Raw genomic sequence first — 24564 nt, 5'->3', positions numbered from 1 at the left:
GGCGGACAGGCATGCAAGCGTGCGTTTACAAGTGCGCCGCCCTCCCCCATCTATCGCGCTGTGATCCTCCCCCCGCCTCTGCCCGACGCCCTGCCCCTCCCCGCGCTCCATGCGAGCCACGGCGGGCACTGGCTGCGCGATGGATCGGACCGCACCACCGCCGTGTCAAAGGGCGACGCGATCATGGCGGCCGCCGATACCCCGGTGCTGATGATCAACGCCCCGCTCGTGGCGAACCGGTTGGGCTATCCCGATCTGTCGGGGCTGGATCTGCTGGAGGCTTTCGCCTTCATCCACCCGGCGCGCTTTTGTGTGCCGACCCCGCGCGGGCTGGCCGAAGCGCTGGGCCTGCAAGTGCCGGAAAATGACGCCGATGTGCCAGAGATGCTCCAACGCGCCGGCGGGGCGCTAATCGCGGCCTGTCAGGATCCCGAATGGTTTGAGCGTGAAGGCGCGTGGAGTGCAGTGCAATCGCTGGAACGTCTACGGTGGCCATGGGCGCAGGTGCTACGGCCGCATATCGCGAAGCCTGAAAAAGCCGAACGTTGGCTGTTCGCCAAGCTGCCCGAATGGGAGGAGACAGGCGAGCGCCCCGCGCCGCGTCAGGTAGAATTGCCCGCCCCCGCGATCGCAGCGCAGCTGGCGCGGCTGACCGGCGAAGGTTCCGAACAGCGCGATGGCCAGCGCGCCTATGCCAAGGATGTGGCCCGGATCTTTGCTCCGCGGCAACGCGAAGGGCGTCCGCATCTGGCGCTGGCGCAGGCGGGAACGGGGATTGGCAAAACCCTAGGCTACCTCGCCCCGGCATCGCTGTGGGCGGAGAAATCGGGCGGCACGGTGTGGGTTTCAACCTTCACCAAGAACCTGCAACGGCAATTGCGCGCGGAAAGCCGCCGCGCATGGCCTGCCCGGCGTGCCGATGGCTCGCCCCCGGTGGTGGTGCGCAAGGGACGGGAAAATTACCTCTGCCTCCTCAATCTGGAAGATGCACTGCAAGGCGGCTTTGCCGGACGCGCCGCGATTCTGGCGCAGCTGGTGGCGCGCTGGGGCGCCTATACTCGAGATGGCGACATGGTGGGCGGCGACCTTCCCGGCTGGCTGGGCACGCTGTTCCGCAAGCGCGGGATCGCCGCCCTGACCGACCAGCGCGGCGAGTGCGTCTATGCCGGGTGTCCGCATTACCGGAAATGCTTCATCGAGCGCGCAGCCAGAGACAGCGCGCAAGCCGATCTCGTGATAGCCAACCATGCGCTGGTGATGATCAACGCTGCCCGTGCCCGCGATCCGAATCAGCGCCCCACCCGGTTGATCTTCGACGAAGGCCACCATGTGTTCGATGCGGCAGATTCCACCTTCGCGGCCAACCTGAGCGGCCAGGAAACCATCGAACTGCGCCGCTGGATCATCGGCCCAGAACGCGAGGCGCGCGGGCGCAGGCGTGGTCTTGCTGCGCGGCTTGCGGATATTGCCAGCTATGACGAGGCCGGCGCGGAAGCCATCGCCGCCGCGTGCAAAGCGGGGCAATTGCTGCCGTCAGACGGCTGGCTGCAACGCCTTGGCGAAAACGCGCCCTTCGGCCCGGTTGAAGCGCTGCTCGCGGCTGTGCGCGTGGCAACCTATGCGCGCGACGAAAGCGGCGGGATTGATGCAGGCTACGGGATCGAGACCGAAGCTGCTGGCCTGCCCGGCGAGGTCATCGAAGCCGCCAACACCGCTGCCGAGGCGCTAGCCAGCATCCGGGTGCCGCTGATCCGGCTGGGCGGGCGGCTGGAAGCGATCCTGGCCGATCCGCCCGATTGGCTCGATGCGCAAGGCCGTGCACGGATAGAAGGCGCACGGTTCTCGCTGACATGGCGGATTGATCTCATCGCGGCGTGGGAAGCGCTGCTGACGCGGCTGGGCGGACCGACAGACCCCGATTTTGTCGACTGGCTCGCGGTCGATCGCTCCGACGCACGCGAATTCGACGTGGCGATCCATCGTCGCTGGCTTGACCCGATGAAGCCCTTTGCCCGCGTAGTGCTGGAACCCGCGCACGGCGTCATGTTGACCAGCGCCACCCTGACCGATCGCACCACCACGGATGACGTATGGGCCAGCGCAATCCAGCGGTCGGGCGCCGCCCATGTCGAGGTTGACCCGCTGCTATCGGCGGCGGAAAGCCCCTTCGATTACGCAACCCGCGCCGAAGTGCTGATCGTCACCGATATTGCCAAGGGCGATCTGCCCGCGCTGGCGGGCGCCTATGCGCGGATCATCGAGGCGAGCGGCGGCGGCGTGCTGGGGCTGTTCACCGCGATCCGGCGTCTGCGTGCGGTGCACGGTCGCATCGCCGACCGGCTCGCACGGGCTGGCCTGCCGGTCTACGCCCAGCATGTCGATCCGATCGACACCGGCACGCTGGTGGACATCTTTCGCGACGATCCCCGCGCCAGCCTGATCGGAACCGACGCGCTGCGCGATGGCGTGGACGTGCCGGGCCATTCGCTTCGTTGCGTAGTGCTGGAACAGGTGCCGTGGCCGCGGCCCGATATACTCCACAAGGCACGCCGGCTGGCAGGTGGCGGCAGCCAGTATGACGACCGCATCATCCGGGCCAAGCTGGCCCAGGCTTTCGGGCGTCTGATCCGGTCGAAAGATGATGCGGGGCATTTTATCGTGCTTTCCCCTGCCTTCCCCTCGCGCCTGCTCAGCGCCTTCCCACCCGGTACGCCAGTACTACGCGTCACACTTGATCAGGCTTTACAACGCGTCGCGGCTGGTGTTTCGCGAGGGGATACCGTTCCATTGCAAGGTGCCCTGTTGCCATGAAGATTCTCGGCCTGTTGCGCCACGCCAAGTCCGATTGGGACGACACCAACCAGCGCGATTTCGACCGCGGATTAAATGCGCGCGGGCGCAAGGGCGCCGAGGTGATTGGCAAGCATATCCGCAGCCACGGCGTGAAATGGGACCGCCTGATCGCTTCGCCTGCGGTGCGGGTAAAGCTGACATTGGAAGGCGCGCTACCCGATGTGCCCGTGATTTATGACCAGCGGCTCTACCTCGCCAGCTTCGACACGATCGTGGAAACGATCGAGGCCCATGCCGGCAGCGGCGCGGATGAGGCGAAGTCCATCCTGATTTCCGGCCACAACCCTGGGCTTCAGGACGCGCTGCTGGAGCTTGTCGCGCCGGGCAAGGAAAACGCCCTGTTCAAAGAGGCGGTCGTGAAGTTCCCGACCGCCGCCTATGCCGTGCTGGAATGCGAGATTGAACATTGGGCCGATCTCAAGCGCTACTGTGCGCAACTCGTCCACCTCGCCCGCCCACGGGATCTCGATCCTGAACTGGGGCCTGAAAGCTGACATGACAGCTTCGGACTGATCCTCACGTTAGAGCAGTCCTCTCTGGCTTGCCGACCCCTTGGCCCAAGGCTGATCGGTACGGTCGATTGACAGCGGCCCGCTCCATGGTCGGCACACGGCTAGCGCCGCGTCGGAAGGCCCGCTCAGCCACGCTGCCTGCCCCTCGGCTGTCAACAGCACCGGCATTCGGGTGTGGACAGCGGCGGCATCCGATCCTTCGCTGTCCGTCATCACCATCGCATAGGACGCGCCCCATTCCTCGCTTTGCCGCCACACCCCGGCAACGGCGAACAACGGTGCATCAGGCACACAAAGCCAAGTCCGCGTCATGCGCCCCTTGGCACCCTCAGCTTCGGCCCATGCGTTCAGCGGTATGAGGCAGCGGCGTTCCTCGAACGAAGATCGCCAGAAGAACGTCGCGAGCTTGTCGGTGCGGGCATTATTGACCGGCTTGGGCTTCAGCGGCTGACCCTTCGCGCCGTTCAGTACCAGCGGGAATCCCCAGGTCATGGCTTTCAGCGCGCCGTCTGCAACCACCAGGCCGGGGTAGCCCGGATAGACCTGTGCAGCACAGTTGGCCCCTTCCACCGCTTCCACCGCATTGAACCACGCAGCCACCTCACTGGCGGGCATCGTCATGCGATAAAGATTGCACATCAGGCGTTGCCCACCACAAAACACGCCGCCGCCATCAGCGCCCCGGCCCAGCGGTTTGACCGGAAGCGGGCGAGCGGATTGTCGGGATCGCTGGCGTTCAGGGTCGCCACTTGCCACGTCAGATGCCCCGCGACCGGCAGCAGTGCCAGCAAGGCCAGCGGATCGGAACGATAAAGCCAGAAGCCCAGCCCCCACAGCCCCACTGCACCCGCATAAAAGCCCGCAATGCCTGCCTGCACCCGGGCGCCCATGGCCAGCGCAGACGACCGAATTCCGACCATTGCGTCATCTTCGCGGTCTTGCAGCGCATAGATCGTATCGTACCCGATCACCCAGCAAATACATCCCGCGTAAAGGCAGGCTAGCGCCGTCCAATTATCATACCGAAGCTCGGTCCAGCCGACCAGCAGACCCCAGTTGAACACCATCCCCAGCCACGCCTGCGGCCACCAGGTGATGCGCTTCATGAAGGGATAGGCCGCCACAAGCGCCAGACTGCCAAAAGCGACCAATTGCGCCTCCCACCGAAATTGCAGTAACACCACCAACCCGATCAGGCACAGCGCCAGGAGCCAGCCCCACGCGACGCGCTTCGACACCCGCCCGCTCGCCACCGGACGCAGCGCGGTGCGAGCGACCTTTGCATCCAGCTCGGCATCAACGATATCGTTGTAAACGCAGCCCGCCCCGCGCATCGCGATGCTGCCAAGCAACATCCAGCCGAGCAAGGCCCATTGCGCTCCGGCCCCAGCCAGCCACACGCCGAACGCGCAGGGCCAAAACAGCAGCCACCACCCGATCGGCCGGTCAAACCGCGCCAGCAACGCCAGATCACGCGGAAGCTGCGGCAGGTGGGCTACCAGCCCGCGGTGCTCACTATCAGGGACGATGTGTTCGCTCATGACTTGCTCCCTAGCGCCCGCAGCGCCTAGAGCAAAGTCATGCCCGCTACCCCCGCCTGGCCTCCGAAAAGCGCGCCGCGCCTGTTTGTCGCTGAAACGCTGGCCGCAGGCGCGCTTGTGCAGATTGAAGGGAACGCCGCGCATTATCTTGCCCGCGTCATGCGCGTTGCGTCTGGTGATGCGGTGGTCTTGTGCGACGATGTCACCGGCGAATGGGCGGCGCGGGTCAGCGACGCGGGCAAGCGCGATGTCATGCTGGAGGTCGTTAAGCAGCTTCGCGCGCGCGAGGCGGTGCCTGATCTGTGGCTCTGCCCCGCCCTGCTCAAGAAAGACCGCTTCGACTTGATCCTTGAAAAGGCGACCGAGCTTGGCGCAGCCTGCATTCAGCCGATCATCACGCGGCGCTGCGTCGCGGACAAACTCAACCTCGACCGTGCCCGAGCGATCACAACCGAGGCCGCCGAACAATGCGCCCGCACCGCCCTGCCCAGGCTGGGCAAGCCGGTAAAGCTCGACGCGCTGCTGGCGAATTGGCCCGAAGATCGCGCGCTGTATTTCGCTGACGAGAATGGCGGTAAACCCGCAGCCGCCGCTTTCGCTGCTCATAAAGGCGCAGCGGCAATTCTCACCGGCCCAGAAGGCGGCTTTGACGAGGCTGAGCGCGCTGCGATCCGCGCCCACCCGGCTGCGCGCCCCATCACGCTCGGCCCGCGTATCCTGCGCGGAGAGACCGCCGCGATCGCGGCGCTGGCTGCATGGATGGCGACCGCCGGAGACTGGTAGACGGACCTCGGTGCAGACAAACGCGTTTTCGCTTCCCACCGGCATTTGGGTTTTCTAAGGCAACCGGCCAGAGAGGGCCCCTTTGCGATGAGCACACGCGACGCTTCCACTGCCGACGATCCGGTGATCGAAAGCATCGACCAACTGGTCGCCCCCATGGTCGGCGGCGAAAAACCGCCCGAGCGTTGGCGCATCGGCACCGAGCACGAAAAACTGGTCTACAAACGTAGCGATCACCGCGCCCCGTCTTATGACGAACCTTGCGGCATCCGCGATCTTTTGGGCGGGCTTGAGCAATTCGGCTGGGAGCCAGTCGAGGAAGGCGGGAACGTCATTGCGCTAAAGGGCGAAGACGGCGCGGTCAGTCTTGAACCCGCAGGCCAACTTGAACTGTCGGGCGCGCCGCTGGAAAATCTGCATCAGACCTGCGCTGAAACGGGCCGGCATCTGGTGCAGGTCAAGCATGTCGGCGAGACTTGCGGGGTCAGCTATCTTGGCCTTGGCATGTGGCCCGACAAGTCCCGCGCAGAGCTGCCGATTATGCCCAAGGGCCGTTATGACATTATGCTGAGGCATATGCCGCGTGTCGGCACGATGGGCCTCGACATGATGCTGCGTACCTGCACGATTCAGGTCAACCTCGATTACCGTAGCGAAGCCGATATGGTGAAGAAGTTTCGCGTCGGTCTGGCGCTGCAACCGCTGGCGACCGCGCTGTTCGCCAATTCGCCCTTCACCGAAGGTAAGCCCAACGGGTTCCTGTCCTACCGGTCACATATCTGGTCAGACACCGATCCGGCGCGCACGGGTATGCTGCCCTTCGTATTTGAAGACGGTTTCGGATACGAACGGTGGGCGCGGTACATGCTTGATGTGCCGATGTATTTCGTCTTCCGCGACGGCAAATATATCGATGCAGCAGGGCTTTCGTTCCGCGATTTCCTTGATGGCAAGCTGTCGGTTTTGCCCGGCGAACGCCCGACGCAAAGCGACTGGTGGGATCACCTTTCGACGGCCTTTCCCGAGGTGCGGCTCAAGAGCTTCCTTGAAATGCGCGGCGCAGATGGCGGGCCGTGGAACCGGATTTGCGCGCTGCCCGCCTTCTGGGTCGGGCTGCTGTATGATCAGGGCGCGCTTGATGCAGCGTGGGATCTGGTCAAAGCGTGGACGATGGAGGAGCGCGAACGGCTCCGGAATGACGTGCCGCGCCTGGCCCTTGCCACCCGGTCTCCGGATGGCGGAACCTTGCAGGATCTAGGGCGCGAAGTGCTCAAGATCGCGCATTCAGGGCTCAAGGCCCGTGCGCGGCTCAATGCCAGCGGCGACAATGAAACCGGCTATCTCGAAATTCTCGATGAAATCGTCGCCAGCGGCAAGGTTCCCGCGCAACGCCTGCTTGATGCCTATCACGGAGAATGGAACGGCGATATTACAAGGGTGTACGAGCAGTCGTTCTGACGCACTATTCAGCTGGAACCGCTTGCGCCTCAGTCACGCGGGGCGCGGGATTGCCGATGACCATTCGCTTCAGCCGAGCCAGTGGCGCCGTGATCAAGCCGTGCTCTTCCATCCAACCGTAATACGCACGATACTTCGGGTCTTCGGCAAGCAGATGCGCTTCTTCGGTGCGGGCGCGCCAATAATATATGCCGTTGACTACCAACAGGAAAACGCTGTTGCGAATGGCATCGGCGGTTGATCCGTTGCTCACCATGAAGGGCAGTACGGACGCCCACCAGAACAGGTTTTTCGACAGGTAAGCGGGGTGCCGGGTGAAGCGGTACGGTCCGTGGGTCAGGACGCCGCGATAGGTGAGGTTGGAAAAGCGGATGCCAAACACGACCGTCGCCCAAGCGTAAATGGCTGTTAATACAACCAAAAACCCGCCCCACACCCAGATCAGCGCCGCGTTCCCCTCCAGCCAATATGCCCAGCCCGGTGTCGCGGTCTCGTAACTCAGCACTGAATTGTCTGGCCCGATAATCCCCCACACAAAGGGTGGATAGCACAGCAATGCCGCAAGCCAGCCCGCCAGCAGCGGGTTGCCTGAGCGGATGTGCGAATCCAACGGGCGCAGCGTCAAAAGGTAGCCCACGGTTCCGATCTGCACATCGATCACGAACAGCAGCGTCACCAGCAGCATGATAAAATCAATTGGATTACCAATGATCTGCGCGGGGTCAGCCTCGACAATCTGCGCAAATCCCGGCGGCAGGATCGAAATCATAAAGGCCCCGAAGAAGCCCTTGATGGCCCAGGCCCGCCAATGCCTGGCCAGCCCCGCACGGTCCCATTGCTCGCGCCCGATCACCCCGGCACCAAGCACGAAAGCGCCGAATTGGAAGCACCCGTCGCGCAGGTCCACCAGATAGCGATCCAGCCAAATTACATAGGGAACTGAAAGTATTACCAGCGGCAGAATGGCAACGCTGAGCACCTCCATTGCGAACAGATAGTTGCCATTCCAATACCACCGCGCCAGCACGTAGAAGGCCGACAGCAGCGCCCAGGTCGCCCACAGTCCGCACAGTTTGACGACGGAAACCGGCAGCGTTTCGGCCAAGGGCCGGGCGCATTTCCAGTCGATGCCGGTTGAGGGGCGCAGGTGAACCTTGTCGATCAGCACCGACCACGCCGCCATCGGCAGCGCGGTAAACAGCATCGCGGCCAGCGCCGCGTAAGGGCCGGAGAGAACGCCCCGCTCCCCTGACAAACCACCGCTCAATCTGAGTGCGCTGGCGATGTCGGGGTAGGATCGGCAGACAGCAATCCATACAAACAGGCCGATAAGACCCACCAGCCCGACGCCCGTCGAAACGTCGCTTTCCGGGCGGCACAGCGGCGGCGCGGGGCGCTCAGTTGGAACGGGCAAAGGCGGCGCAATCATGACCGCACTGCCCTACAGCAGAAGGGTTAACAGCTTCGCAAAACGCCGCCACCGACCGTCTAACCGGGGTCTAAAGCAGGCTAGAGGGGGTCTAGGACGGGGCTAAACCCCCTCTGCCGCAAACCCCCGGTTGGAACCTACCTCCAGGCGTGAATGGTGCCCGCATCGTCCAACAGATACAGCATCCCGTCCGCCACCACTGGTGGCAAGCTGACCGGCTGACCGACATCGGCAAACAGTGAAGACGATCCTTCACCGGTGCTCACCTTCCACACTTCGCCGCGTGAGCTTGCCACCCACAGATGGCCGCCTGCCAGCACAGGGCCTGTCCAGAAGATCGGGCCTTTCTTGTCTTTTTCATCTCTGTAACGCTGCAGTTGCGTGATCCAGCGCACGCGGCCCGAGGAGCGGGCGATGGCGAGCAAGCGCGCGTCATCGGTCAGCGTGAAGATCCACTCGCCCGCAATGGCCGGTGTGGAAATGCCCGCAAGGTTCAATTCCCAGATGCGCTGGCCCGTGACCAGTTCATAGGCTGCCATGCGGCCGCCCTGGCCCAAGGCATAAACCCGGCCCGAATCAATGATCGGATCGGCGTCGATGTCGGTGATAGAGCCGACCGTGGTGGAGATATTGGTGCGCGCCAGCGCGTCCGACCACAAGGTGCGGCCATTTTCATAGCGATAGGCCGACAGTTCGCCGCTGGAATAGCCGGCGACAATGCTGCCCTGCCCGGCTGCCGGCGCGGCGACGCCGAACACGCCGGCTTGCGTGTTGGAGCCCGATTCGTCCCACACCAGTGAGCCATCAGTGATGTTGAGCGAGATGATCTGGTTGTCCTGCGTCATCACGAACAATTGACCAAAGGCAATCGTGGGCGATCCGCGCAAGGGACCAGCAGGCTTCACCCGCCACATCAGCTCGCCGGTCTCGGCGCGCTTGGCCTTGACGTAGCCGGCACCGTTGGTGGCATAGACCACGCCGTTGTCGTAGCTGACCCCGCCGCCAAAAGCCGAAGGCATTTCATCCTTGGTGATTTCAGTGTCGTTGCGGGTCCAGACTTGTGCGCCAGTCTTTTTGTTAAAAGCATGAACCGTTCCGTCAGTGCCTTCGACGTAAACTTGGTTGCTGCCGATGACAGGCGCTGCGGCCAGCCGTACCCGGTTGGTCGAACCCGCGACGCGGGCGGTCCAGACCTTTGTCGGATTTTCGGACAATGCCAGGTGACCATAGGATTTGCTCGCCGATCCGCCGGCCTGGCCCCATTCGGCATTGGCGCGGGCGGGCGGCATAACCACTGAAATCGCTGCGAGCGCCGGATCGACCTCGGTGCCCTTTTCGATCTTTGAAAGGATCGGCATTCGATCGCCCACGGTGGGCGTGGTCTTATCATCCCCGCCGCCGAACAAGCCGCCTTTGCAGCCCGTCAGGCTCGCCGCGACAAGACCGGCCATCAGGGCCGCGCGTGCAATTTTCATATTGGTCATTCCCGTCCGTCCTAAACTTCGCAGCCTATTCAGCTGCACTGGAGCCGGGGCGTGCGCCATCAGCCGCGATAACCCCTTGGTCCTTCAAAAGCTGTTCGACATCGACCACTGCGTCGACACCCATCAGACCTGCCATCTGGCGCGCACGGCTGCGCAGGCTTTCGGGCAGGTCTTCATCCTTGGCGATATTGGCAAACAGCTTGCCCGCTTCGGCGCGATTGCCCGCTTCGAGATGCGCCATCGCCACCAGTTCCCCCGCCGAGCCGAACCAGGCATTGTCAGGCGTGGCCAGCGGGCCGAGCTGCGCGATCACATCGGCAGGCTTCATGCTGTCAAAATTGATGGTGACCTCGCGGATGCGGGCCAGATCGCGCAGCGCCGGCGGCGTGTTGCTGTCTGCAGCGATGTCCTTGTAAAGACCGGTGGCCTTTGCGGTATCGCCCTCTTCCAGAGCCGCGCCCGCCTGAAGGAAGCGCGCCGCCGCGCGGGCACCAGATGATGCATCACCTGTCAGCAGCGGAGCAACCTTCTCGGCCGCCGTCTTGAAATCGCGCTGATCAGCGTAGTCGAGCGCGGAGATCAAGGTTTCTGACTGCTGCTCCAATGCGGCTTCGGCGTAATGGTCCCACACCAGATAGGCGGCCAGCCCGGCCAGCCCAAGCAGGATCGCGGCCAGAACCTTGATCCCGTGATCGCGCATGAAGGAATAGAGCGCATCTTCGCGGACAGCCTCGTCAATCTCGCGGATGAGGACATCGTCCTCGGCCGAGGGTTTGGCGTTGGCGTTGGCCGGGGCCAGGGTTGTCTTCGGCGTGCGCGCCATGGGGCCTCGTAATCCTGATGTTAGTTTTGCACCGCGTGTTGCGGCGGGAAGCGCGCTCTTTAAGCAGGTGAAGCCCGCCGCGCAATGGGAGGGCGAATGCAGCCGTAGCGCGTGAAGGCACCGCATGGCCGCGGCGGATTGAACGGGGGATGAAGCGCGCTGCTATTAAAACCCGCGCCGCATCGCGCCAGCATAGACGGCGGTGTAGCGCGCCAGCATGGCCACCAAATCGAAGGCGTCACGGGCGCGGGCCTGATTAGCAGTGCCCAATCGTCCGCGCAAAGCGGAGTCCCCCGCCAATTGCACCAGCGCCGCTGCCAGCGCCGGCGTATCGCGCGGGCGGGTGATGAAGGCGCGGTTGGGTTCTGACAGGATCGCGGCAATATCCCCCACATCGGGCGCGGCTACCGGCAGGCCCGCGGCCATCGCTTCCACCACTGAAAGCGGAAATTGCTCCGATGCCGATGACAGCGCGAAGATATCGAACAGGCCAACGACACTTGCAGGATCGACTGCGCCTGGCAGGTGCAGGCGATCGGCCATGCCGTGCCGTTCAGCCGCGGCCAGAATCGCGCCGCGTTCCGGCCCGTCCCCGCAGATGACGAGGTGCCAGTCCGGCGGCAGCGCGGCGCACGCCTCGACCAGCGCCGGAAGCTGCTTGACCGCACGCAGCCCGGCCAGCGTGCCAACCCAGCGCTGCCCTTCGGCTTTGGCAAAAGGCAGCGCGCCAGGCTGCGGCGGGGCGGCAAAGGCGGCGGTATTTATGCCGTTGGCGATGCGCTCGACCTTGGCTTGCGGCTGGTGCCAGTCCTCATGTGCGATCCGCTCCAGCCCCGTCGACGGCACGATCACCCGCGCCGCTGTCCCCAGCGCGACGCGGCGGTAAAGGTTGCGCGAGGACTTGAGACGCGCAGCCTCATCCTCGTTGAAGCCGTCCTCGTGATGGACCAGAGGCGCAAGGTGCAGGCTGCGGGCAAAGGTACGGTGCGCCATTACGCCATCCATTGCGCCCCAGTTGTAGGTGCAAATGAGGTCAAAGCCCTGCATCGCTCGCGCAAGACGGGCCAGCCTTCTAGGTGTGGGCCTGCCTTTGAGCGACGGGAAGTCGTGCGGAAAAGCAACGGGAACGTCGGCGTCGATCAGCGCCGCTGCGGCCATGGCTTGCGGCTCGGCAGAGATAATGGTGTGATGCAAGCGCGCACCCCATGCGTTCATCAGCCGCGCGCAGCGCACCTCCTTGCCGCCGGCACTGAAGGTTGAATGCAAGTGCAGTACACGCGGCGCGCGCGTGTCCGCCGGCTGGCTCACTCCACCTTGTCCAGCAGCGCGTGGATCGCGGCGCGCACGTCGGGCTCGTCCAGCGTCGGCGCATGGCCCACCCGCGGCACGGTGATGGTGGTCATCCCCGGATTGCGCACGCCCATCTGCTTGACCGTGTCGGCGCTCAGCAGATCGGACAGGGCGCCGCGCACCAGCAGCATCGGCACCCCGCGCAAAGCCTCGAAGGCGAGCCACAGATTGGCGGGCGCCGCGTTGCCGGGTTTGGCGAAAGGTTCGGCAATGGCCATGTCGTAATCGAAGCTGATGCGCCCGTTCTGCGTGACGGTCATCGTCCGCTTGGCCAGATCAAGCCATTGATCGAGATCATAATCGGGGAAGGCCGCGCCATGCGCCTCGCATAGCCCGCGCGCCGCATGGACCCACGTGGGATAACTGCGCCCCTGCCCGACATAGCCCGAAATGCGCGCCAGACCCGCCGCATCGACCTCCGGCCCGATGTCGTTCATCACCACGGCTGCCATGCTTCCGGGCGTGGCTTGTGCCATCAGCATTGTCATCAGCCCGCCCATCGACGTGCCGATCACCACGAAGCGCCCGATCCCCTGTTCGGCCAGCAACTTTTCCACATCCCTGACGTAAGTGACCGGCGAATAGGTGTCTGAGTCCGGAGCGTAGTCGCTCTCCCCACGCCCGCGCATTTCCGGGACGATCACCCGGCGCGTGGTCGCCAGCGCCTCTGCCAGCGCCGCGAAATCCCGGGCGTTGCGGGTGAGGCCATGCATGCACAGCACCGGCAGCTTGTCCGAACCATCAGGTCCGGGATAATTGCGATAATGCAGATTGAGCCCATCGCTGCTGGTCCAGAAGCGATCTTCGTAAGTGGCGGCCATAACCGGCGATATTCCCTTTGATGCAATTGGCGCGCCGCTTGCGCTGGCCCGCGCTTGTCCCCACTATCGCGGGATGAACGAGCCTGTGCAACCATCGCTTTCGTCTGTCCCCTATCGCGGCGATCCGGCGATCCTTACGCTGGCGGATTGGTTGGGTGATCCCGTTGCGCCCGCTGACTTTCCGAAGACCGCATTGCGCTGGCGCAATGATCGCGCGGCGGAAAGCGTCGGGCTGGCGTATCTGACTGACGACGAATGGACAGCGCATTTCGGGCGCTTCCAACCGCTGCCCGATAACCTGCCTCATCCCCTGGCACTGCGGTATCACGGGCACCAGTTCCGCGTGTACAATCCCGAGATCGGCGATGGGCGCGGGTTTCTGTTTGCCCAGATGCGCGATGCGCAGGCGCGGTTGCTGGATCTGGGCACCAAGGGTTCAGGCACCACCCCGTGGAGCCGCGCGGGCGACGGGCGGCTGACGCTGAAGGGCGCGGTGCGCGAGATTCTGGCGACCGAGATGCTCGAAGCGCTGGGCGTCAACACCTCCAAGACCTTCAGCGTGATCGAGACAGGCGAAAAACTGTGGCGCGGGGACGAACCCAGTCCCACCCGCTCAGCCGTGATGGTGCGCCTCAGCCATTCGCACATCCGCATCGGCACCTTCCAGCGGTTGCTGGCACTGGAGCAGGCCGACGAGATGGAGGCGCTGATCGATTACTGCCTCGCCCACTTCCCCGGCCCGCCCCCGCCCGAAGACGCGCCCGCGCGTGACGAGCCCGCGATCCGGCTGATGCACTTGTGTGTCGAGCGCATGGCCGATCTGGCCGCGAGCTACATGGTCGCAGGCTTCGTCCACGGCGTGCTCAACACCGATAACATGAACGTGACGGGCGAAAGCTTCGATTATGGCCCGTGGCGCTGGCTGCCCGAATGGGAGCCGGGCTTCACCGCCGCCTATTTCGACCACGCGGGCCTCTATGCCTTTGGCCGCCAGCCCGAGGCGCTGCACTGGAATTGCGGGCAGTTGGCTGTCGCGCTCCGGCTCCATGCCGATACCGCGCCGCTGGTCGCGGCGCTCGAACGCTTCGGGCCGCTCTATATGGAGAATGTCGCGCGGCGGTGGTGTTGGCGGCTGGGGGTTGTGCCGCAGGGCATCGAAGCGGATACGCAGCTTGTCGCCGCGTGCGAGGCCGCGATGCGCGACAGTCATGCGCAGCCCGATGCGTTCTTCTTCAAGCATCGCGGCGGCCGCAGGCAGGCGGACGGGGCTTTGGGCGAGGCTTTGGCGGCCTACCAGCCGGTGTACGACACCCACCCCTACTGGAGCGACCCTGCACCCCAATCCTTGCTGATCGAAGAGGTCGAAACGATCTGGACAGCTATCGCGCAAGAGGACGATTGGACGCCGCTCCATTCCAAGATCACCGCGCTGCGCCGCATCGCGGATGCGCATGGAACCGCGCCGGTACCCGCCGGACATGCGTAGTCACCCCCGACTCTTTCCTTTCCGTCCTTGCCGCGATAGGGCCAACAGGTGTCGCGGCGACACGACAAAAAGGCAGTCAGCATCATAATGGACGGCGACGCGACCGACAATTTCCTGATCTCCACCGCCCCGGCGAGCGGCGAGGAATTATGGCGCGGGCCGATCAGTGATGTCGAGGCGGCCGTCAGTACCGCACGCCGCGCCTGGGCCGCGTGGGCTGCGCGGGCACTGACCGACCGGATCGGTGTGATGCGCAACTTTTCCAACATCGTGCGCCGCGACGGAGAAGAACTGGCCGAACTCATCGCGCGCGAAGCGGGCAAGCCGCTGTGGGAAGCCCGCGGCGAAGTGGACGCCGTGGTCAACAAGGTCGACATTGCCGTGCAGGCCTACGCCGAACGAACCGGCAAGAAGAAGTTCGACGCCGGGATCAACGGCAGCGCCGCGTTGCGGCACAAGCCGCATGGGGTGATGGCGGTGCTTGGCCCCTACAATTTCCCCGCGCACTTGCCCAATGGCCATATTGTCCCCGCTCTGATTGCCGGGAACGCGGTGCTGTTCAAACCGTCGGAAAAAACCCCGGCTGTGGGCGAGGCGCTGGTATCCGCCTTTCACCGCGCCGGCGTGCCCGAAGACGTCATCCAGCTGGTGATCGGGGGGCCGGATGAAGGCCGCGCATTGGTGGCCCATCCGGGGATCGATGGCGTGCTGTTCACCGGGTCTGCGCAGGCCGGGATCGCGATCAATCGCAAGCTTGCGAGCAATCCGGGCAAGATCGTTGCGCTGGAAATGGGTGGCAACAATCCCATCGTGGTGATTGACACGCCCAAGCTGGCCGACGCCGCCACACTGATTATCCAGAGCGCCTTTACCAGTGCAGGCCAGCGTTGCACCGCTGCGCGCCGCCTGATCGTGAAGGACAGTGTCTATGACGATCTGATGGCCGAACTGGTACCGATGACGCGCAAGATCATGGTCGGTGATCCATTGGGAGAGCCGCAGCCCTTCATGGGGCCGGTGATTGACAATGACACCGCCGATCGCCTGTCGGAAAGCTTCCTTGCGCTGATTACGGCAGGCGGCCGCGCCCTGCTGCATATGCGCCGCACCGTGCACGATCTGCCGTTCCTGAGCCCCGGCATCATCGATGTCACCGATATCCCTGACCGTCCCGACATCGAGCTGTTCGGCCCCTTGCTGCAAGTAATCCGCGTGCCCGATCTCGACAGCGCGATTGCCGAAGCGAACAACACCCGCTTCGGCCTTTCGGCTTCGCTGATCGGGGGCAGCCCCGATGATTACGGGCTGTTCTGGGCCAATATCCGCGCCGGGATCATCAATTGGAATTCGCCCACCAACGGCGCATCGTCCAAGGCGCCATTTGGCGGGATCGGGCTTTCAGGCAATCACCGCCCAGCAGCCTATTACGCCGCCGATTATTGCGCCTATCCGGTCGCCAGCACCGAGATGGACCAGCCGCGCGCAACGATCATGGTCGGGATGCGGTCCTGATTGAAGGACGCCGAGGCGCGCGGTAGATCAGCGTCACGCCCGTCAGACCGTGCGCCGTCGTCCGCAGATGGACAAGCAGCGTCTCACCCCCTGCTCCGGTCGCTGCAATACTGTCTTCCGGCGCATCATAACGCCGCGCACGCAAGCCTCCGCGAAGGGCGCGCACATAGTGATATTGCAGCACGTCCTCGCTTGGCGCGGGGGTGTGATAGCGGATGATGCGCAAGCCGCAGCGCGGCGTATCAGCGCCGCCTGCCTGCATAACCATGCCGCGTGGCGGAAGGGCGGCGACAGACGGAAGGTCCACCGCAAACGCGAAGTTCTGCCGCAGCGCAGGAAGGCAATCCGCAGGAGCCCCTACTGTAGTCAGCAGATCGGCAGGGCTCGTCAGCGGGCTTAGCGCGGGACCGCCCGTACCCTCATGCGGTGGCGGCAGGTCGAGGATCGGACCGGTTTCGAGCAATTCCAGCCGCATCTCCTGCCGGGCGAGACTGGCGGTTTCGCGTGTGGCGGCGATCACCGGAAGCGCCGACGAATCGGGAAAACCGATGACAGCGTTGGCCTCGTTACGGCTGGCAAGATCGGGATCACTCATCAACGGATCATTCAGCGCACGGGCCAAGACCGGGTCTTGTGCGATCAGCGCCGCATCGCTTGCCTGATCACCTTCCGGATCCGAACAACCCACCGCCATGAGGCACATCAACAGGATAGACTTGCCACGCATCGGCCTCGCTGTGCCACAGGATGGTTAACGCCTGCCTTAGCTACACATGAAAACGCCTCCGAGATCTTGCGATCCCGAAGGCGTTTTCCACGGCGGCGTATTGCCCCCGCGCTGGCGGCCACTTGGTGGGAATGGCCGCAAGTCCGATGAAACCTGTCCCCGTGCCATTGGGCCGCAAGTCGGTTTCCAAAATGCTGTTCACATATACGATGTCGAATCTGAACAGAATGATGGCAAATCCGACAGCCGCCATTCATTCGCGAGGCCATGTCCAGGCCGCTTGCGCAGGAACGCCGCGGCCCCTAACGCGGCCGGACCATGAACAGCTCCGCCCCTGCCCCAATATCCGCGCCGGCTGTCTCAGGCCTTGCACCGGCTTTGGGTGCCTACCTAATCTGGGGCTTTTTGCCGCTTTATTTGCTGTTGGTGAAAACCGTCCCGGCGTTTGAATTTGTCGGCTGGCGGATTATCTGGACCCTGCCGCTGTGCCTCGCCATCGTCGCCGTTCGCAGGCAATTTCCTGAATTGCTGGCCGCGCTTAAATCACCGCGAACGCTGCTGGCCTTGTTGGCAAGCGCGCTGCTGATCGGGGCCAACTGGTTCGCCTATATCTGGGCGATCATGGCGGGCGAGGTCTATGCAACCAGCATCGGCTACTATCTCAACCCCTTGCTCAACGTGCTTCTGGGGACACTGGTGCTGGGAGAGAAACTGTCCCGCCGCCAATGGATTGCGGTGGCCATCGCGGCTGTGGCCGTGGCTATTCTGGCAGCGGGCGCCATCACCAGCTTGTGGATCAGCCTGACACTGGGTTTCAGCTTTGCGCTTTATGGCCTTGTGCGCAAACAGGTTGCAGTCGGATCGCTGCCCGGCCTGACGATCGAAAGCGCGATCCTGCTGCTGCCCGCCATCGGCATTGCCGCATGGTATGCCGCCAGCCCGCAAGGGTCGGCCTTCGGGCAGGACGCGTGGATAAGCGGTCTCATCATCTTTTCCGGCGTCGCCACCGCCGTCCCGTTGCTGCTGTTCGCCATTGCGGCGCGGCGGATGGACTATTCGACGCTCGGCTTCCTGCAATACATCGCGCCGACCATCGTGTTCTTCCTGGGGCTGTTCGTGTTTGAACAACCGCTGGCGCCGGTCAAGCTGGTGAGCTTTGTGCTGGTGTGGGTCGCTGTTGCGATCTTCGCTTCGGATCTGTGGGCAAAACGACGCGCACCGGCCCTAGCCTAGGAATGCCCAGCCTAGCGTTTGCCCGCCGTGCCACGGCACGATCTCTTCGCCGGTGACGTGCAGGCACGCCGGAACCGCCACCGCGGCGCGTTCCAGCGTCACGGTGTCTTCGTTGACCGGCAGTTTGTAGAACGCAGGCCCATGGAGCGAGGCAAAGCCTTCGAATGCGTCCAACGCGCCTTCTTCGTCGAACACCGTGATATAGCTTTCCAGCGCATAGGGCGCGCCGAAAATGCCTGCGCAGCCGCACGCGCTTTCCTTGGCGCTGCGCAGATGCGGCGCGCTGTCGGTGCCAAGAAAGAACTTGGGGCTGCCGCCCGTCGCCGCCGCGCGCAACGCCAGTCTGTGGCTTTCGCGCTTGGCCACGGGCAGGCAATAATTGTGCGGCTGAATCCCGCCGACCAGCATGGCGTTGCGATTGATGTGAAGATGCTGCGGCGTGATCGTGGCAGCAACCTGCGGCCCTGACTCCATCACGAAGTCCACCGCATCGCTGGTGGTGATGTGTTCAAACACCACGCGCAAGTTCGGAAAGGTCGCAACAATGTCGCGCAAATGCCTGTCGATGAACGCCTTTTCGCGGTCGAAAACGTCGATCTCGTGATCAGTCACCTCGCCGTGGATGCACAGCACGATATCCGCGGCCTCCATCCGCGCCAGCACCGGATAGAGGTTTGCGATATTGGAAACGCCCGCAGCCGAATTGGTGGTGGCGTTGGCGGGATAGATCTTGGCGGCAGTAAACACACCATCCGCCGCGCCGCGCACCAGATCATCGGCGTCGGTATTGTCGGTGAGATAGCAGGTCATTAGCGGGGTAAAGCGGACGCCTTGCGGCACGGCCGCCATGATCCGGTCGCGGTACGCAGCCGCCAGCGCCGCCGTCGTCACCGGAGGCGTAAGGTTGGGCATCACGATCGCGCGGGCAAACTGGCGGGCGGTATAGGGCACCACCTCGCGCATCACCGCGCCATCGCGGAAGTGCAGATGCCAATCATCGGGGCGGCGGATCGTGAGGCGGTCGGTCATGGGTTCCCCTTAGCTTTGCGCGTGCCTATCTGTCACGCATGATGGCCACCCACCTGACCGCCCGTGCGCTCATTCGCCTGTCCGCTCTTGACGAAGGCGAGGATATCGCCGCCTTCATCCAAGGACTGGTGACCAATGACGTGAAGGGCCCGCTTCCGTGCTACGCGGCGCTGCTTTCGGCGCAGGGCAAGCACCTGTTCGATTTCCTGGTGTGGGAAGACGCCGCCGGGCTGCTGCTGGATTGCGAAGCGGCCCTGGCCGATGACCTCGCCAAGCGCCTGTCGATGTATCGCCTGCGCCGCAAGATCGACATCCGGCGAGACGATTCGCTGGGCGTTCACTGGAGCCCCGTCGAACAACCCGGCGCCGAACCCGATCCGCGCCTTCCTGACCTTGGCTGGCGCTGGCTGGCACCTTCGGAAGAGGGCGACAGTGCCGACACCGCATGGCGTGCCCACCGCTTGTCGCTGGGCGTACCGGAGGGCCGCGCCGAACTTGGCGATATCCTGTGGCTGGAAACCAACGCGGTCGAACTGAACGGCGTCAGCTTCACCAAGGGTTGCTATGTCGGGCAGGAAAACACGGCGCGGATGAACTGGCGCCAGAAGGTCAACCGGCGGCTGGTGGTGGTGGCGCTTGCCACGTCGGACGAAGCGCGGCGCGTGGCTGCCTATCCTGACCTTGATCTCGCGATAGACCATCTGCGGGTCGATAGTCTTGATCCCGATGCCCTGCCGCCCTGGCAGCGCGCAGGCGTCCTCGCGCCCGAGGCTTAAGGCGTCAGGTGTTCGGCAAGGCTCGCTTCGAGCATTGCCGTCGCCCGTTCACGCGCTGCATCACGCGGCAGTTCGAGCGACTTTGCCAGCGCTCCGCCAATCAAGGCATCGCCTAGCGCCATCAGCACCAGACTGAGCGTTTCGCGGTGCAAGCGTCGTTCGGCAATGCGCTCGGGCGGTTCAGTCGGAGTCAACTCGTCGAGCAGATCGTGGATCGTCGAGATGATCGGATCGAGCGCGTCTTCATTGCCGGTCAGCAGCATCCAACTGGTGAGCGCGCCCGCCCCTTCCCGGTCGAAGGCATCAAAAGCCAGATCCACCACCTCGCGCGCCGATCCCAACCCGGCGCGGGTCGCGTGGACCGCTTGCAAGATCGTTTCACATACCGAACGCGCAAGGTGCTCAGCCAGCGCCTTCTGCAACCCGGAGGCCGAGCCGAAATGGTGCAGGAGATTGGCATGGGTGCGCCCGATCCGGGCGGATACCGCTTTCAGTGTCACCGCCTGCGGCCCTGTCTCGATCAGCAACTGGCGCGCAGCAGCGAGCGCGGTGCTGCGGGATTCCTCGGGCGTTAACCGTTTGCGACTGACCATAGGAACGCGGACGTAGTCGGTTTTGCAGTGGCGAACAAGCGGCCCCGCCTGCCCCGGATCGTCACGCGGCGTGGGCGATCGGGGCAGGATCCACATCAATCGCCAGATCGCACACATATTCGACCGATTCGACCGCACATCCCCGCGCCAGACTGGTGCGGCGACCCATGCGTCCAGTCGGAAGAAAACCGAGCTTGCGCAGGACTTTGCCGGACGCGGGATTATCGATGAAATGACCGGCCGTCAGCCGACCGTGGCCCAATACCCGTGCCATCTGTAGCACCGCGCCTGCTGCTTCGGTGGCGTAGCCCTGCCCCCAGTGCTGGCGTGCGATCCAATAGCCGAGTTCGGGCGCGCCATCATGTTCGCCAAGGCCTGCAGCCCCGATCACGCCTGCGCCGGGCAAAGTGACAAGAAAACGGGGCAACCGCAGATCCTGCGGCAGCGCGGCAAAGCGGCGCGCATCCTCGATGCCATAGGGCCACGGCGCACGCGCCAGATTGCGCACCACGCCTTCATCCTGGATGCCGGCCAGGATCGCCTCGCTATCCTCAAGGAATGCGGGCCGCAGAAACAGTCTTTGTGTGCGATGGAACACGAGAGTTCTCCCTACCTCGCTGCGCGCACCTCTAGGGTCGACGCATGACAATTCCATGGCTGCGAAACTATATGATTCAACAACCTGTGAGGGAGAAACGAAAAAGGGAGACGGACCCCCTCAATTGAGGACGGTCCTGTCTCCCTCTGATGGCAGGTCTTGCACCTGCCGGGACCGTCCTTGCCGGACGACCCCTTGGATGAGTCGTCCGCTTATTCGGCGGCTTGCGCCACGGCGTCGACCGATACGTATTTGCGACCGAGCTTGCCCGAATGGAAACGCACCACGCCTTCGCTGAGCGAATAGAGCGTGTGATCGCGGCCCATGCCGACGTTGACGCCCGGATAGACGCGGGTGCCGCGCTGACGGATGATGATGTTGCCGCCGATCACTTCCTGACCGCCGAACTTCTTCACGCCAAGGCGACGACCGGCCGAATCACGGCCGTTACGCGACGAACCGCCTGCTTTTTTATGTGCCATGATTCAATCGCTCCTTATTCAGCCGATGCGGCGGCTTCTGCCGGCGCTTCGTTCGTGGTCTTCTTGGCAGCCGCCTTCTTGGCGGGCTTGCTGTCTTCTGCGCCAACGGCAGTGATGCGCAGCAGAGTCATCTGCTGGCGATGGCCGTTCTTGCGACGATAATTATGGCGGCGACGCTTCTTGAAAACGATCACCTTCTCGCTCTTGGCCTGAGCAATGATTTCCGCCGAAACGGTCACCTTGGTTGCGTCGGCGAGATCGTCGCCTTCGCCCGCCAGCAGGATGTCACCCAGCGTGATGGTATCACCGGCTTCGCCAGCGAGCTTTTCAACGGCAATCTTATCTCCGGCGGCAACGCGGTACTGTTTGCCGCCAGTGCGCACTACAGCGAACATGGCTTTATACTCTCGTGTCTGTGCAGATCCGGTTGAGCGAGGAAACGCCAAGCTTACCGAACGGCAATGCGAGGCGTGCGACGATGCAGCCCCGGAAAGATGTTGGCCGGTAGGGGAAAGGCGGTGCCAAGTCAACGCCCGCTTGATCGGAAAGCATCGCAAAAAGCATGACGGCGAACGGCGGTGCGCGTCTTTGCCATTGCCCGCCATCATGCTAAAAGCGCAATATTCTTATGCAGGAAAACTCAAAAAATTCACTGGGCATCGTGCTGCTGATTGCGGCGCTGGGAGGCTGTGCCGGAGATTCGGGACGCTATCCGTCCCTCGCCATTCGTCCGTTTGAAAGCGGGCCGATTACGCAAACACCGGCGCCGTCTGTTCCGATTCGCCCCGCAACATCGGCCACCCGCCTCGCAGAACTGCGCGCGGCCGCCACGACTGCGCATACAGCGTTTCTGAGCAAGGAAGAGGCAGCCGCGCGGCTCGTTCGGGCAGCGTCCGGCCAATCGTTCGAAAGCCGGTCGCGCGCAGCAGCCATTGTCGCGCTCGCCGATCTCGATGCCAGACGCGGCGCGACGGCAGGAACGCTTGCCACAGTCGACGCGCTTGCTGCCGAAGCAGCCACCGCGCTCAGCGCAGAACCGGCGCTTGTTGCCACGCAATCCGACATTGCGGCTCTGCTTGCTAGCGAAGATGCGAGCATCGCACGATTGTGGGAAACGATGGGATCATGAACCTCGCGTGCCAAACCTGCCCGGTCAAGGAAACCGCCGCCTGCGCGGTTCTGACGCCCGAGGAGCGCGACGCAATGGCCGCGGCCGGACGCACCCGCGTCCTGAAACGCGGCGAAATGCTGTTTGCGGCAGGTGACGAGGACGCGTCGTGCGCGACGCTGTTGAGCGGCGCGCTGAAAGTGTCAGCCATAAATGTGGATGGCAACGAGCAAATCCTTGCGCTGGTGCACCCTGCGGGCTTCATCGGCGAATTGTTTGCGCCCTTTGCCCATCATGATGTGGTGGCTTTGACGGAAAGCAGCCTGTGCACCTTTGCCAAGCGCGATATCGAGCGCGCGATTGAAGACTATCCGGCGCTGGCCCGCGCGCTGCTGCGACGTAGCCAGGCCGACCTTCTGGCGACGCGCAATCTTCTGGAATTGACGGGCCATGCCAGCGCTGAAGCCCGGCTAGCTGCGCTGCTTCACGATTTCGCCGTCGCTGCGAGCGAAAGCTCATGCCATCTCGCTCAGCACTTCGAACTGCCGCTAACCCGTGGTGAAATCGGCAATATGCTCGGCCTGACCATCGAAACCGTCAGCCGCAAGCTTGGCGAGTTGGAGGATCTCGGCGCGATCCAACGCAGTGGCAAACGCGGCATCATTTTGCGCAACCCGGAAATGCTGCACGAGATTTCGGGGCGTTAGGCCTGCGCTCACCGGTCCGGCCCGTCTGGAACCAATCAGACAACTACCGCTGCGATGACCGCTACAGCGAGGCCCCACACCACCAGCAACACCGGCAGGATCAGCACCTGAATGGTCGCATCGCGCGGCGCCAGGCGTCCGGTGCTGGTCATGATGCCGTTGCGCTCAAATTCGCCCAGGGTCTGCGGCGCCGTGGTGTTGCCTGCCAGCCGTGTCCAGATGGCCGGGACGCCAAAGCCGGCCACGATGAACAACACAAAAATCGCCATGGGGATGGCAAGGACGGGATTGGCAAAGGCGGTGCCAACGATCACCAGAAAGCCGAGATAGCACCCTACGGTTGCCCCATAGAGCGCGGTCGGCAGACCGAAATTGCGGTCGGTTTCGTGCGGGATACGCGGCGGTGCGACGACGGGAACAGCAACGGCAACGGGCTGAGCAACGATGCGGGCATCACCGCGGGCGATAAGGTCGTTAGCAATGTGGCGCATGGGTAATCCTCCTTGATGATGGAGGCATGATTACGGCCAAATGCACTGCGCGACTTTGATGCCGATCAAATCAGCTGTGCCAGCGCGCCAGATCGCGGTGGTCGTCGCTGCGCGGCTCGATCCAGTGCCACGCGCTCCCGTGGGAGCCGGCCCGCTGTTCGCGTTTCCAGAACCACGCCGCGCTTTTGAGATGATCCATGCAGAAATCCACCGCGTCGATCGCGTCGCGGCGATGGCGGGCGGCGGCCGAAACGCAGACGATCGGCTCGCCCGGACGCAGCATGCCGACGCGGTGAACCATCAGCAGGCCCATCAGATCAAATCGCGCAAAGGCCCGGTCGGCCAAAAGATGCATTCCCGGCAAGGTCAGGGGTTCATAATGGGTGAGTTCCAGCGCTTCCACGCCTTCATCACAGCGCACTTCGCCCACGAAGGTGCACACGCCCCCCAGCCCCGGATTGGCCTGCGCGAACGGCCCGATCAACGTGCCGGGAATGAACATCCGGTCAAGCAGGCGAATGTCGCGCATCACCCCCCCGAGACGGGCGGCAGCAGCGCGATTTCGTCACCTGCGCCCGCTTGCAACACCGATTTGTCCGCCAGCAGCGCGCCGTTCAGCGCGACATGGTTGCGCGGATCATCGAGGGCGTTCGCAAGCGATGCGGGCAATGCCGCCTTGAGCCCCGCCCAGTCGAGCGGCGCCGCAAGGTTCAGCGATGGCGCCCCGCCAAGATCGGCAAGCTTACCCAACAGGACGACCGTGATCAT

The 24564-nt window shown here is 63.8% G+C and carries 26 protein-coding genes; 10 read left to right on the top strand and 16 right to left on the bottom strand.

Translation table 11 applies throughout. The features are described 5' to 3' along the window. The first annotated feature begins 60 nt into the window (after positions 1 to 60). Positions 61 to 2811, top strand: coding sequence for an ATP-dependent DNA helicase (locus ACRANW_RS07640; protein ID WP_479431232.1), 2751 nt, complete (start codon positions 61 to 63; stop codon positions 2809 to 2811). Then, positions 2808 to 3347: a SixA phosphatase family protein gene (locus ACRANW_RS07635; RefSeq protein WP_479431231.1), complete on the top strand. Its 540-nt coding sequence runs from the start codon at positions 2808 to 2810 to the stop codon at positions 3345 to 3347. Before ACRANW_RS07640 ends, ACRANW_RS07635 begins: the two co-directional genes overlap by 4 nt. A 27-nt stretch (positions 3348 to 3374) precedes the next feature. On the opposite strand, the gene ACRANW_RS07630 is transcribed toward ACRANW_RS07635, so the two are convergent. Both ACRANW_RS07630 and ubiA read right to left on the bottom strand, forming a co-directional pair. Next, positions 3375 to 4004: an SOS response-associated peptidase gene (locus tag ACRANW_RS07630; protein WP_479431230.1), complete on the bottom strand. Its 630-nt coding sequence runs from the start codon at positions 4002 to 4004 to the stop codon at positions 3375 to 3377. After that, the gene (gene ubiA / locus ACRANW_RS07625; protein ID WP_479431229.1) at positions 4004 to 4906 is read right to left on the bottom strand and encodes a 4-hydroxybenzoate octaprenyltransferase; all 903 of its coding nucleotides are present in this window, start codon (positions 4904 to 4906) and stop codon (positions 4004 to 4006) included. Before ubiA ends, ACRANW_RS07630 begins: the two co-directional genes overlap by 1 nt. Positions 4907 to 4945: 39 nt before the next feature. Between ubiA and ACRANW_RS07620 the strand changes: the two genes are divergently transcribed. After that, positions 4946 to 5689, top strand: coding sequence for a 16S rRNA (uracil(1498)-N(3))-methyltransferase (locus ACRANW_RS07620; RefSeq protein WP_479431228.1), 744 nt, complete (start codon positions 4946 to 4948; stop codon positions 5687 to 5689). An 87-nt stretch (positions 5690 to 5776) separates the two neighbouring features. Beyond that, complete coding sequence (locus tag ACRANW_RS07615; protein ID WP_479431227.1) at positions 5777 to 7147, top strand: glutamate--cysteine ligase; 1371 nt, start codon at positions 5777 to 5779, stop codon at positions 7145 to 7147. A gap of 4 nt (positions 7148 to 7151) precedes the next feature. Here ACRANW_RS07615 and ACRANW_RS07610 read toward each other — a convergent pair whose 3' ends face one another. The 5 genes from ACRANW_RS07610 to ACRANW_RS07590 all read right to left on the bottom strand — a co-directional run bounded on the left by ACRANW_RS07610 (position 7152) and on the right by ACRANW_RS07590 (position 13054). Beyond that, entirely contained in the window at positions 7152 to 8576 is a 1425-nt protein-coding gene (locus tag ACRANW_RS07610; protein WP_479431226.1) for a methyltransferase family protein, read from the bottom strand. Positions 8577 to 8713: 137 nt separating this feature from the next. After that, on the bottom strand, positions 8714 to 10060 hold the full coding sequence (locus tag ACRANW_RS07605; protein ID WP_479431225.1) for a PQQ-binding-like beta-propeller repeat protein: 1347 nt from the start codon (positions 10058 to 10060) through the stop codon (positions 8714 to 8716). A 25-nt stretch (positions 10061 to 10085) separates the two neighbouring features. Continuing rightward, positions 10086 to 10883: a tetratricopeptide repeat protein gene (locus ACRANW_RS07600; protein WP_479431224.1), complete on the bottom strand. Its 798-nt coding sequence runs from the start codon at positions 10881 to 10883 to the stop codon at positions 10086 to 10088. Positions 10884 to 11048: 165 nt separating this feature from the next. After that, a complete protein-coding gene (locus ACRANW_RS07595) occupies positions 11049 to 12098 on the bottom strand; it encodes a glycosyltransferase (protein ID WP_479431223.1) in 1050 nt (349 codons plus the stop codon). An 89-nt stretch (positions 12099 to 12187) separates the two neighbouring features. Then, positions 12188 to 13054, bottom strand: coding sequence for an alpha/beta fold hydrolase (locus ACRANW_RS07590; protein WP_479431222.1), 867 nt, complete (start codon positions 13052 to 13054; stop codon positions 12188 to 12190). Between the two features lie 73 nt (positions 13055 to 13127). On the opposite strand from ACRANW_RS07590, the gene ACRANW_RS07585 reads away from it, so the two are divergent. Together ACRANW_RS07585 and astD are read left to right on the top strand one after the other, a co-directional pair. After that, on the top strand, positions 13128 to 14540 hold the full coding sequence (locus ACRANW_RS07585) for a protein adenylyltransferase SelO family protein (RefSeq protein WP_479433889.1): 1413 nt from the start codon (positions 13128 to 13130) through the stop codon (positions 14538 to 14540). A gap of 87 nt (positions 14541 to 14627) precedes the next feature. Further along, positions 14628 to 16052, top strand: a complete 1425-nt coding sequence (astD, locus tag ACRANW_RS07580) for a succinylglutamate-semialdehyde dehydrogenase (RefSeq protein WP_479431221.1) — start codon at positions 14628 to 14630, stop codon at positions 16050 to 16052. On the opposite strand, the gene ACRANW_RS07575 is transcribed toward astD, so the two are convergent. Beyond that, positions 16030 to 16779, bottom strand: coding sequence for a hypothetical protein (locus ACRANW_RS07575; RefSeq protein WP_479431220.1), 750 nt, complete (start codon positions 16777 to 16779; stop codon positions 16030 to 16032). The genes astD and ACRANW_RS07575 overlap by 23 nt on opposite strands. Positions 16780 to 17097: 318 nt before the next feature. On the opposite strand from ACRANW_RS07575, the gene rarD reads away from it, so the two are divergent. Further along, positions 17098 to 18012 carry an EamA family transporter RarD gene (gene rarD / locus ACRANW_RS07570; protein ID WP_479431219.1) on the top strand — a complete coding sequence of 305 codons (915 nt, stop codon included), beginning with the start codon at positions 17098 to 17100 and terminating at the stop codon, positions 18010 to 18012. On the opposite strand, the gene pyrC is transcribed toward rarD, so the two are convergent. Further along, positions 18004 to 19041 (bottom strand): dihydroorotase, encoded by a 1038-nt coding sequence (gene pyrC, locus ACRANW_RS07565; RefSeq protein ID WP_479431218.1) that lies wholly within the window; start codon positions 19039 to 19041, stop codon positions 18004 to 18006. The genes rarD and pyrC overlap by 9 nt on opposite strands. Positions 19042 to 19079: 38 nt before the next feature. On the opposite strand from pyrC, the gene ygfZ reads away from it, so the two are divergent. Then, positions 19080 to 19817 carry a CAF17-like 4Fe-4S cluster assembly/insertion protein YgfZ gene (ygfZ, locus tag ACRANW_RS07560; protein WP_479431217.1) on the top strand — a complete coding sequence of 246 codons (738 nt, stop codon included), beginning with the start codon at positions 19080 to 19082 and terminating at the stop codon, positions 19815 to 19817. Here the strand turns inward: ygfZ and ACRANW_RS07555 are convergent. The 4 genes from ACRANW_RS07555 to rplU all read right to left on the bottom strand — a co-directional run bounded on the left by ACRANW_RS07555 (position 19814) and on the right by rplU (position 21885). Then, complete coding sequence (locus ACRANW_RS07555; protein WP_479431216.1) at positions 19814 to 20410, bottom strand: TetR/AcrR family transcriptional regulator; 597 nt, start codon at positions 20408 to 20410, stop codon at positions 19814 to 19816. The two genes, ygfZ and ACRANW_RS07555, sit on opposite strands and share 4 nt — an antisense overlap. Before the next feature lie 61 nt (positions 20411 to 20471). Beyond that, a complete protein-coding gene (locus tag ACRANW_RS07550; protein WP_479431215.1) occupies positions 20472 to 21008 on the bottom strand; it encodes a GNAT family N-acetyltransferase in 537 nt (178 codons plus the stop codon). 212 nt (positions 21009 to 21220) lie between these two features. Further along, positions 21221 to 21490, bottom strand: a complete 270-nt coding sequence (gene rpmA, locus ACRANW_RS07545; RefSeq protein ID WP_479431214.1) for a 50S ribosomal protein L27 — start codon at positions 21488 to 21490, stop codon at positions 21221 to 21223. A gap of 14 nt (positions 21491 to 21504) precedes the next feature. Continuing rightward, positions 21505 to 21885: a 50S ribosomal protein L21 gene (gene rplU / locus ACRANW_RS07540; protein WP_479431213.1), complete on the bottom strand. Its 381-nt coding sequence runs from the start codon at positions 21883 to 21885 to the stop codon at positions 21505 to 21507. Between the two features lie 233 nt (positions 21886 to 22118). Here rplU and ACRANW_RS07535 point away from each other — a divergent pair, with 233 nt between their 5' ends. Together ACRANW_RS07535 and ACRANW_RS07530 are read left to right on the top strand one after the other, a co-directional pair. Then, a complete protein-coding gene (locus ACRANW_RS07535) occupies positions 22119 to 22619 on the top strand; it encodes a hypothetical protein (protein WP_479431212.1) in 501 nt (166 codons plus the stop codon). Further along, positions 22616 to 23305 (top strand): Crp/Fnr family transcriptional regulator, encoded by a 690-nt coding sequence (locus tag ACRANW_RS07530; protein ID WP_479431211.1) that lies wholly within the window; start codon positions 22616 to 22618, stop codon positions 23303 to 23305. The genes ACRANW_RS07535 and ACRANW_RS07530 overlap by 4 nt, the downstream gene beginning before the upstream one ends. 35 nt (positions 23306 to 23340) lie before the next feature. Here the strand turns inward: ACRANW_RS07530 and ACRANW_RS07525 are convergent, their stop codons facing one another. The 3 genes from ACRANW_RS07525 to ACRANW_RS07515 all read right to left on the bottom strand — a co-directional run bounded on the left by ACRANW_RS07525 (position 23341) and on the right by ACRANW_RS07515 (position 24564). Then, positions 23341 to 23796 carry a hypothetical protein gene (locus ACRANW_RS07525; RefSeq protein ID WP_479431210.1) on the bottom strand — a complete coding sequence of 152 codons (456 nt, stop codon included), beginning with the start codon at positions 23794 to 23796 and terminating at the stop codon, positions 23341 to 23343. A gap of 70 nt (positions 23797 to 23866) precedes the next feature. After that, positions 23867 to 24325, bottom strand: coding sequence for a molybdenum cofactor biosynthesis protein MoaE (locus ACRANW_RS07520; protein WP_479431209.1), 459 nt, complete (start codon positions 24323 to 24325; stop codon positions 23867 to 23869). Beyond that, positions 24325 to 24564: a MoaD/ThiS family protein gene (locus ACRANW_RS07515; protein ID WP_479431208.1), complete on the bottom strand. Its 240-nt coding sequence runs from the start codon at positions 24562 to 24564 to the stop codon at positions 24325 to 24327. Before ACRANW_RS07515 ends, ACRANW_RS07520 begins: the two co-directional genes overlap by 1 nt.

The organism is Erythrobacter sp. 'gip.4 top 5', from assembly GCF_056495765.1.
Note: the sequence above shows the minus strand (reverse complement) of the source record. Positions and strands in the feature narration are given on the sequence as shown.

What these genes read in the sequence shown, in the direction of transcription:
- ygfZ (WP_479431217.1), top strand. Translation starts at nt 19,080, where the DNA reads ATGATGGCCACCCACCTGACCGCCCGTGCGCTCATTCGCCTGTCCGCT.
- ACRANW_RS07530 (WP_479431211.1), top strand. Translation starts at nt 22,616, where the DNA reads ATGAACCTCGCGTGCCAAACCTGCCCGGTCAAGGAAACCGCCGCCTGC.
- ACRANW_RS07615 (WP_479431227.1), top strand. Translation starts at nt 5,777, where the DNA reads ATGAGCACACGCGACGCTTCCACTGCCGACGATCCGGTGATCGAAAGC.
- ACRANW_RS07595 (WP_479431223.1), bottom strand. Translation starts at nt 12,098, where the DNA reads ATGAACGCATGGGGTGCGCGCTTGCATCACACCATTATCTCTGCCGAG.
- ACRANW_RS07585 (WP_479433889.1), top strand. Translation starts at nt 13,128, where the DNA reads ATGAACGAGCCTGTGCAACCATCGCTTTCGTCTGTCCCCTATCGCGGC.
- ACRANW_RS07575 (WP_479431220.1), bottom strand. Translation starts at nt 16,779, where the DNA reads ATGCGTGGCAAGTCTATCCTGTTGATGTGCCTCATGGCGGTGGGTTGT.
- ACRANW_RS07520 (WP_479431209.1), bottom strand. Translation starts at nt 24,325, where the DNA reads ATGCGCGACATTCGCCTGCTTGACCGGATGTTCATTCCCGGCACGTTG.
- ACRANW_RS07590 (WP_479431222.1), bottom strand. Translation starts at nt 13,054, where the DNA reads ATGGCCGCCACTTACGAAGATCGCTTCTGGACCAGCAGCGATGGGCTC.
- ACRANW_RS07555 (WP_479431216.1), bottom strand. Translation starts at nt 20,410, where the DNA reads ATGGTCAGTCGCAAACGGTTAACGCCCGAGGAATCCCGCAGCACCGCG.
- ACRANW_RS07610 (WP_479431226.1), bottom strand. Translation starts at nt 8,576, where the DNA reads ATGATTGCGCCGCCTTTGCCCGTTCCAACTGAGCGCCCCGCGCCGCCG.
- ACRANW_RS07525 (WP_479431210.1), bottom strand. Translation starts at nt 23,796, where the DNA reads ATGCGCCACATTGCTAACGACCTTATCGCCCGCGGTGATGCCCGCATC.
- rarD (WP_479431219.1), top strand. Translation starts at nt 17,098, where the DNA reads ATGAACAGCTCCGCCCCTGCCCCAATATCCGCGCCGGCTGTCTCAGGC.
- astD (WP_479431221.1), top strand. Translation starts at nt 14,628, where the DNA reads ATGGACGGCGACGCGACCGACAATTTCCTGATCTCCACCGCCCCGGCG.
- ACRANW_RS07515 (WP_479431208.1), bottom strand. Translation starts at nt 24,564, where the DNA reads ATGATCACGGTCGTCCTGTTGGGTAAGCTTGCCGATCTTGGCGGGGCG.
- ubiA (WP_479431229.1), bottom strand. Translation starts at nt 4,906, where the DNA reads ATGAGCGAACACATCGTCCCTGATAGTGAGCACCGCGGGCTGGTAGCC.
- pyrC (WP_479431218.1), bottom strand. Translation starts at nt 19,041, where the DNA reads ATGACCGACCGCCTCACGATCCGCCGCCCCGATGATTGGCATCTGCAC.
- ACRANW_RS07600 (WP_479431224.1), bottom strand. Translation starts at nt 10,883, where the DNA reads ATGGCGCGCACGCCGAAGACAACCCTGGCCCCGGCCAACGCCAACGCC.
- ACRANW_RS07535 (WP_479431212.1), top strand. Translation starts at nt 22,119, where the DNA reads ATGCAGGAAAACTCAAAAAATTCACTGGGCATCGTGCTGCTGATTGCG.
- ACRANW_RS07620 (WP_479431228.1), top strand. Translation starts at nt 4,946, where the DNA reads ATGCCCGCTACCCCCGCCTGGCCTCCGAAAAGCGCGCCGCGCCTGTTT.
- ACRANW_RS07630 (WP_479431230.1), bottom strand. Translation starts at nt 4,004, where the DNA reads ATGTGCAATCTTTATCGCATGACGATGCCCGCCAGTGAGGTGGCTGCG.
- ACRANW_RS07635 (WP_479431231.1), top strand. Translation starts at nt 2,808, where the DNA reads ATGAAGATTCTCGGCCTGTTGCGCCACGCCAAGTCCGATTGGGACGAC.
- ACRANW_RS07605 (WP_479431225.1), bottom strand. Translation starts at nt 10,060, where the DNA reads ATGACCAATATGAAAATTGCACGCGCGGCCCTGATGGCCGGTCTTGTC.
- rplU (WP_479431213.1), bottom strand. Translation starts at nt 21,885, where the DNA reads ATGTTCGCTGTAGTGCGCACTGGCGGCAAACAGTACCGCGTTGCCGCC.
- rpmA (WP_479431214.1), bottom strand. Translation starts at nt 21,490, where the DNA reads ATGGCACATAAAAAAGCAGGCGGTTCGTCGCGTAACGGCCGTGATTCG.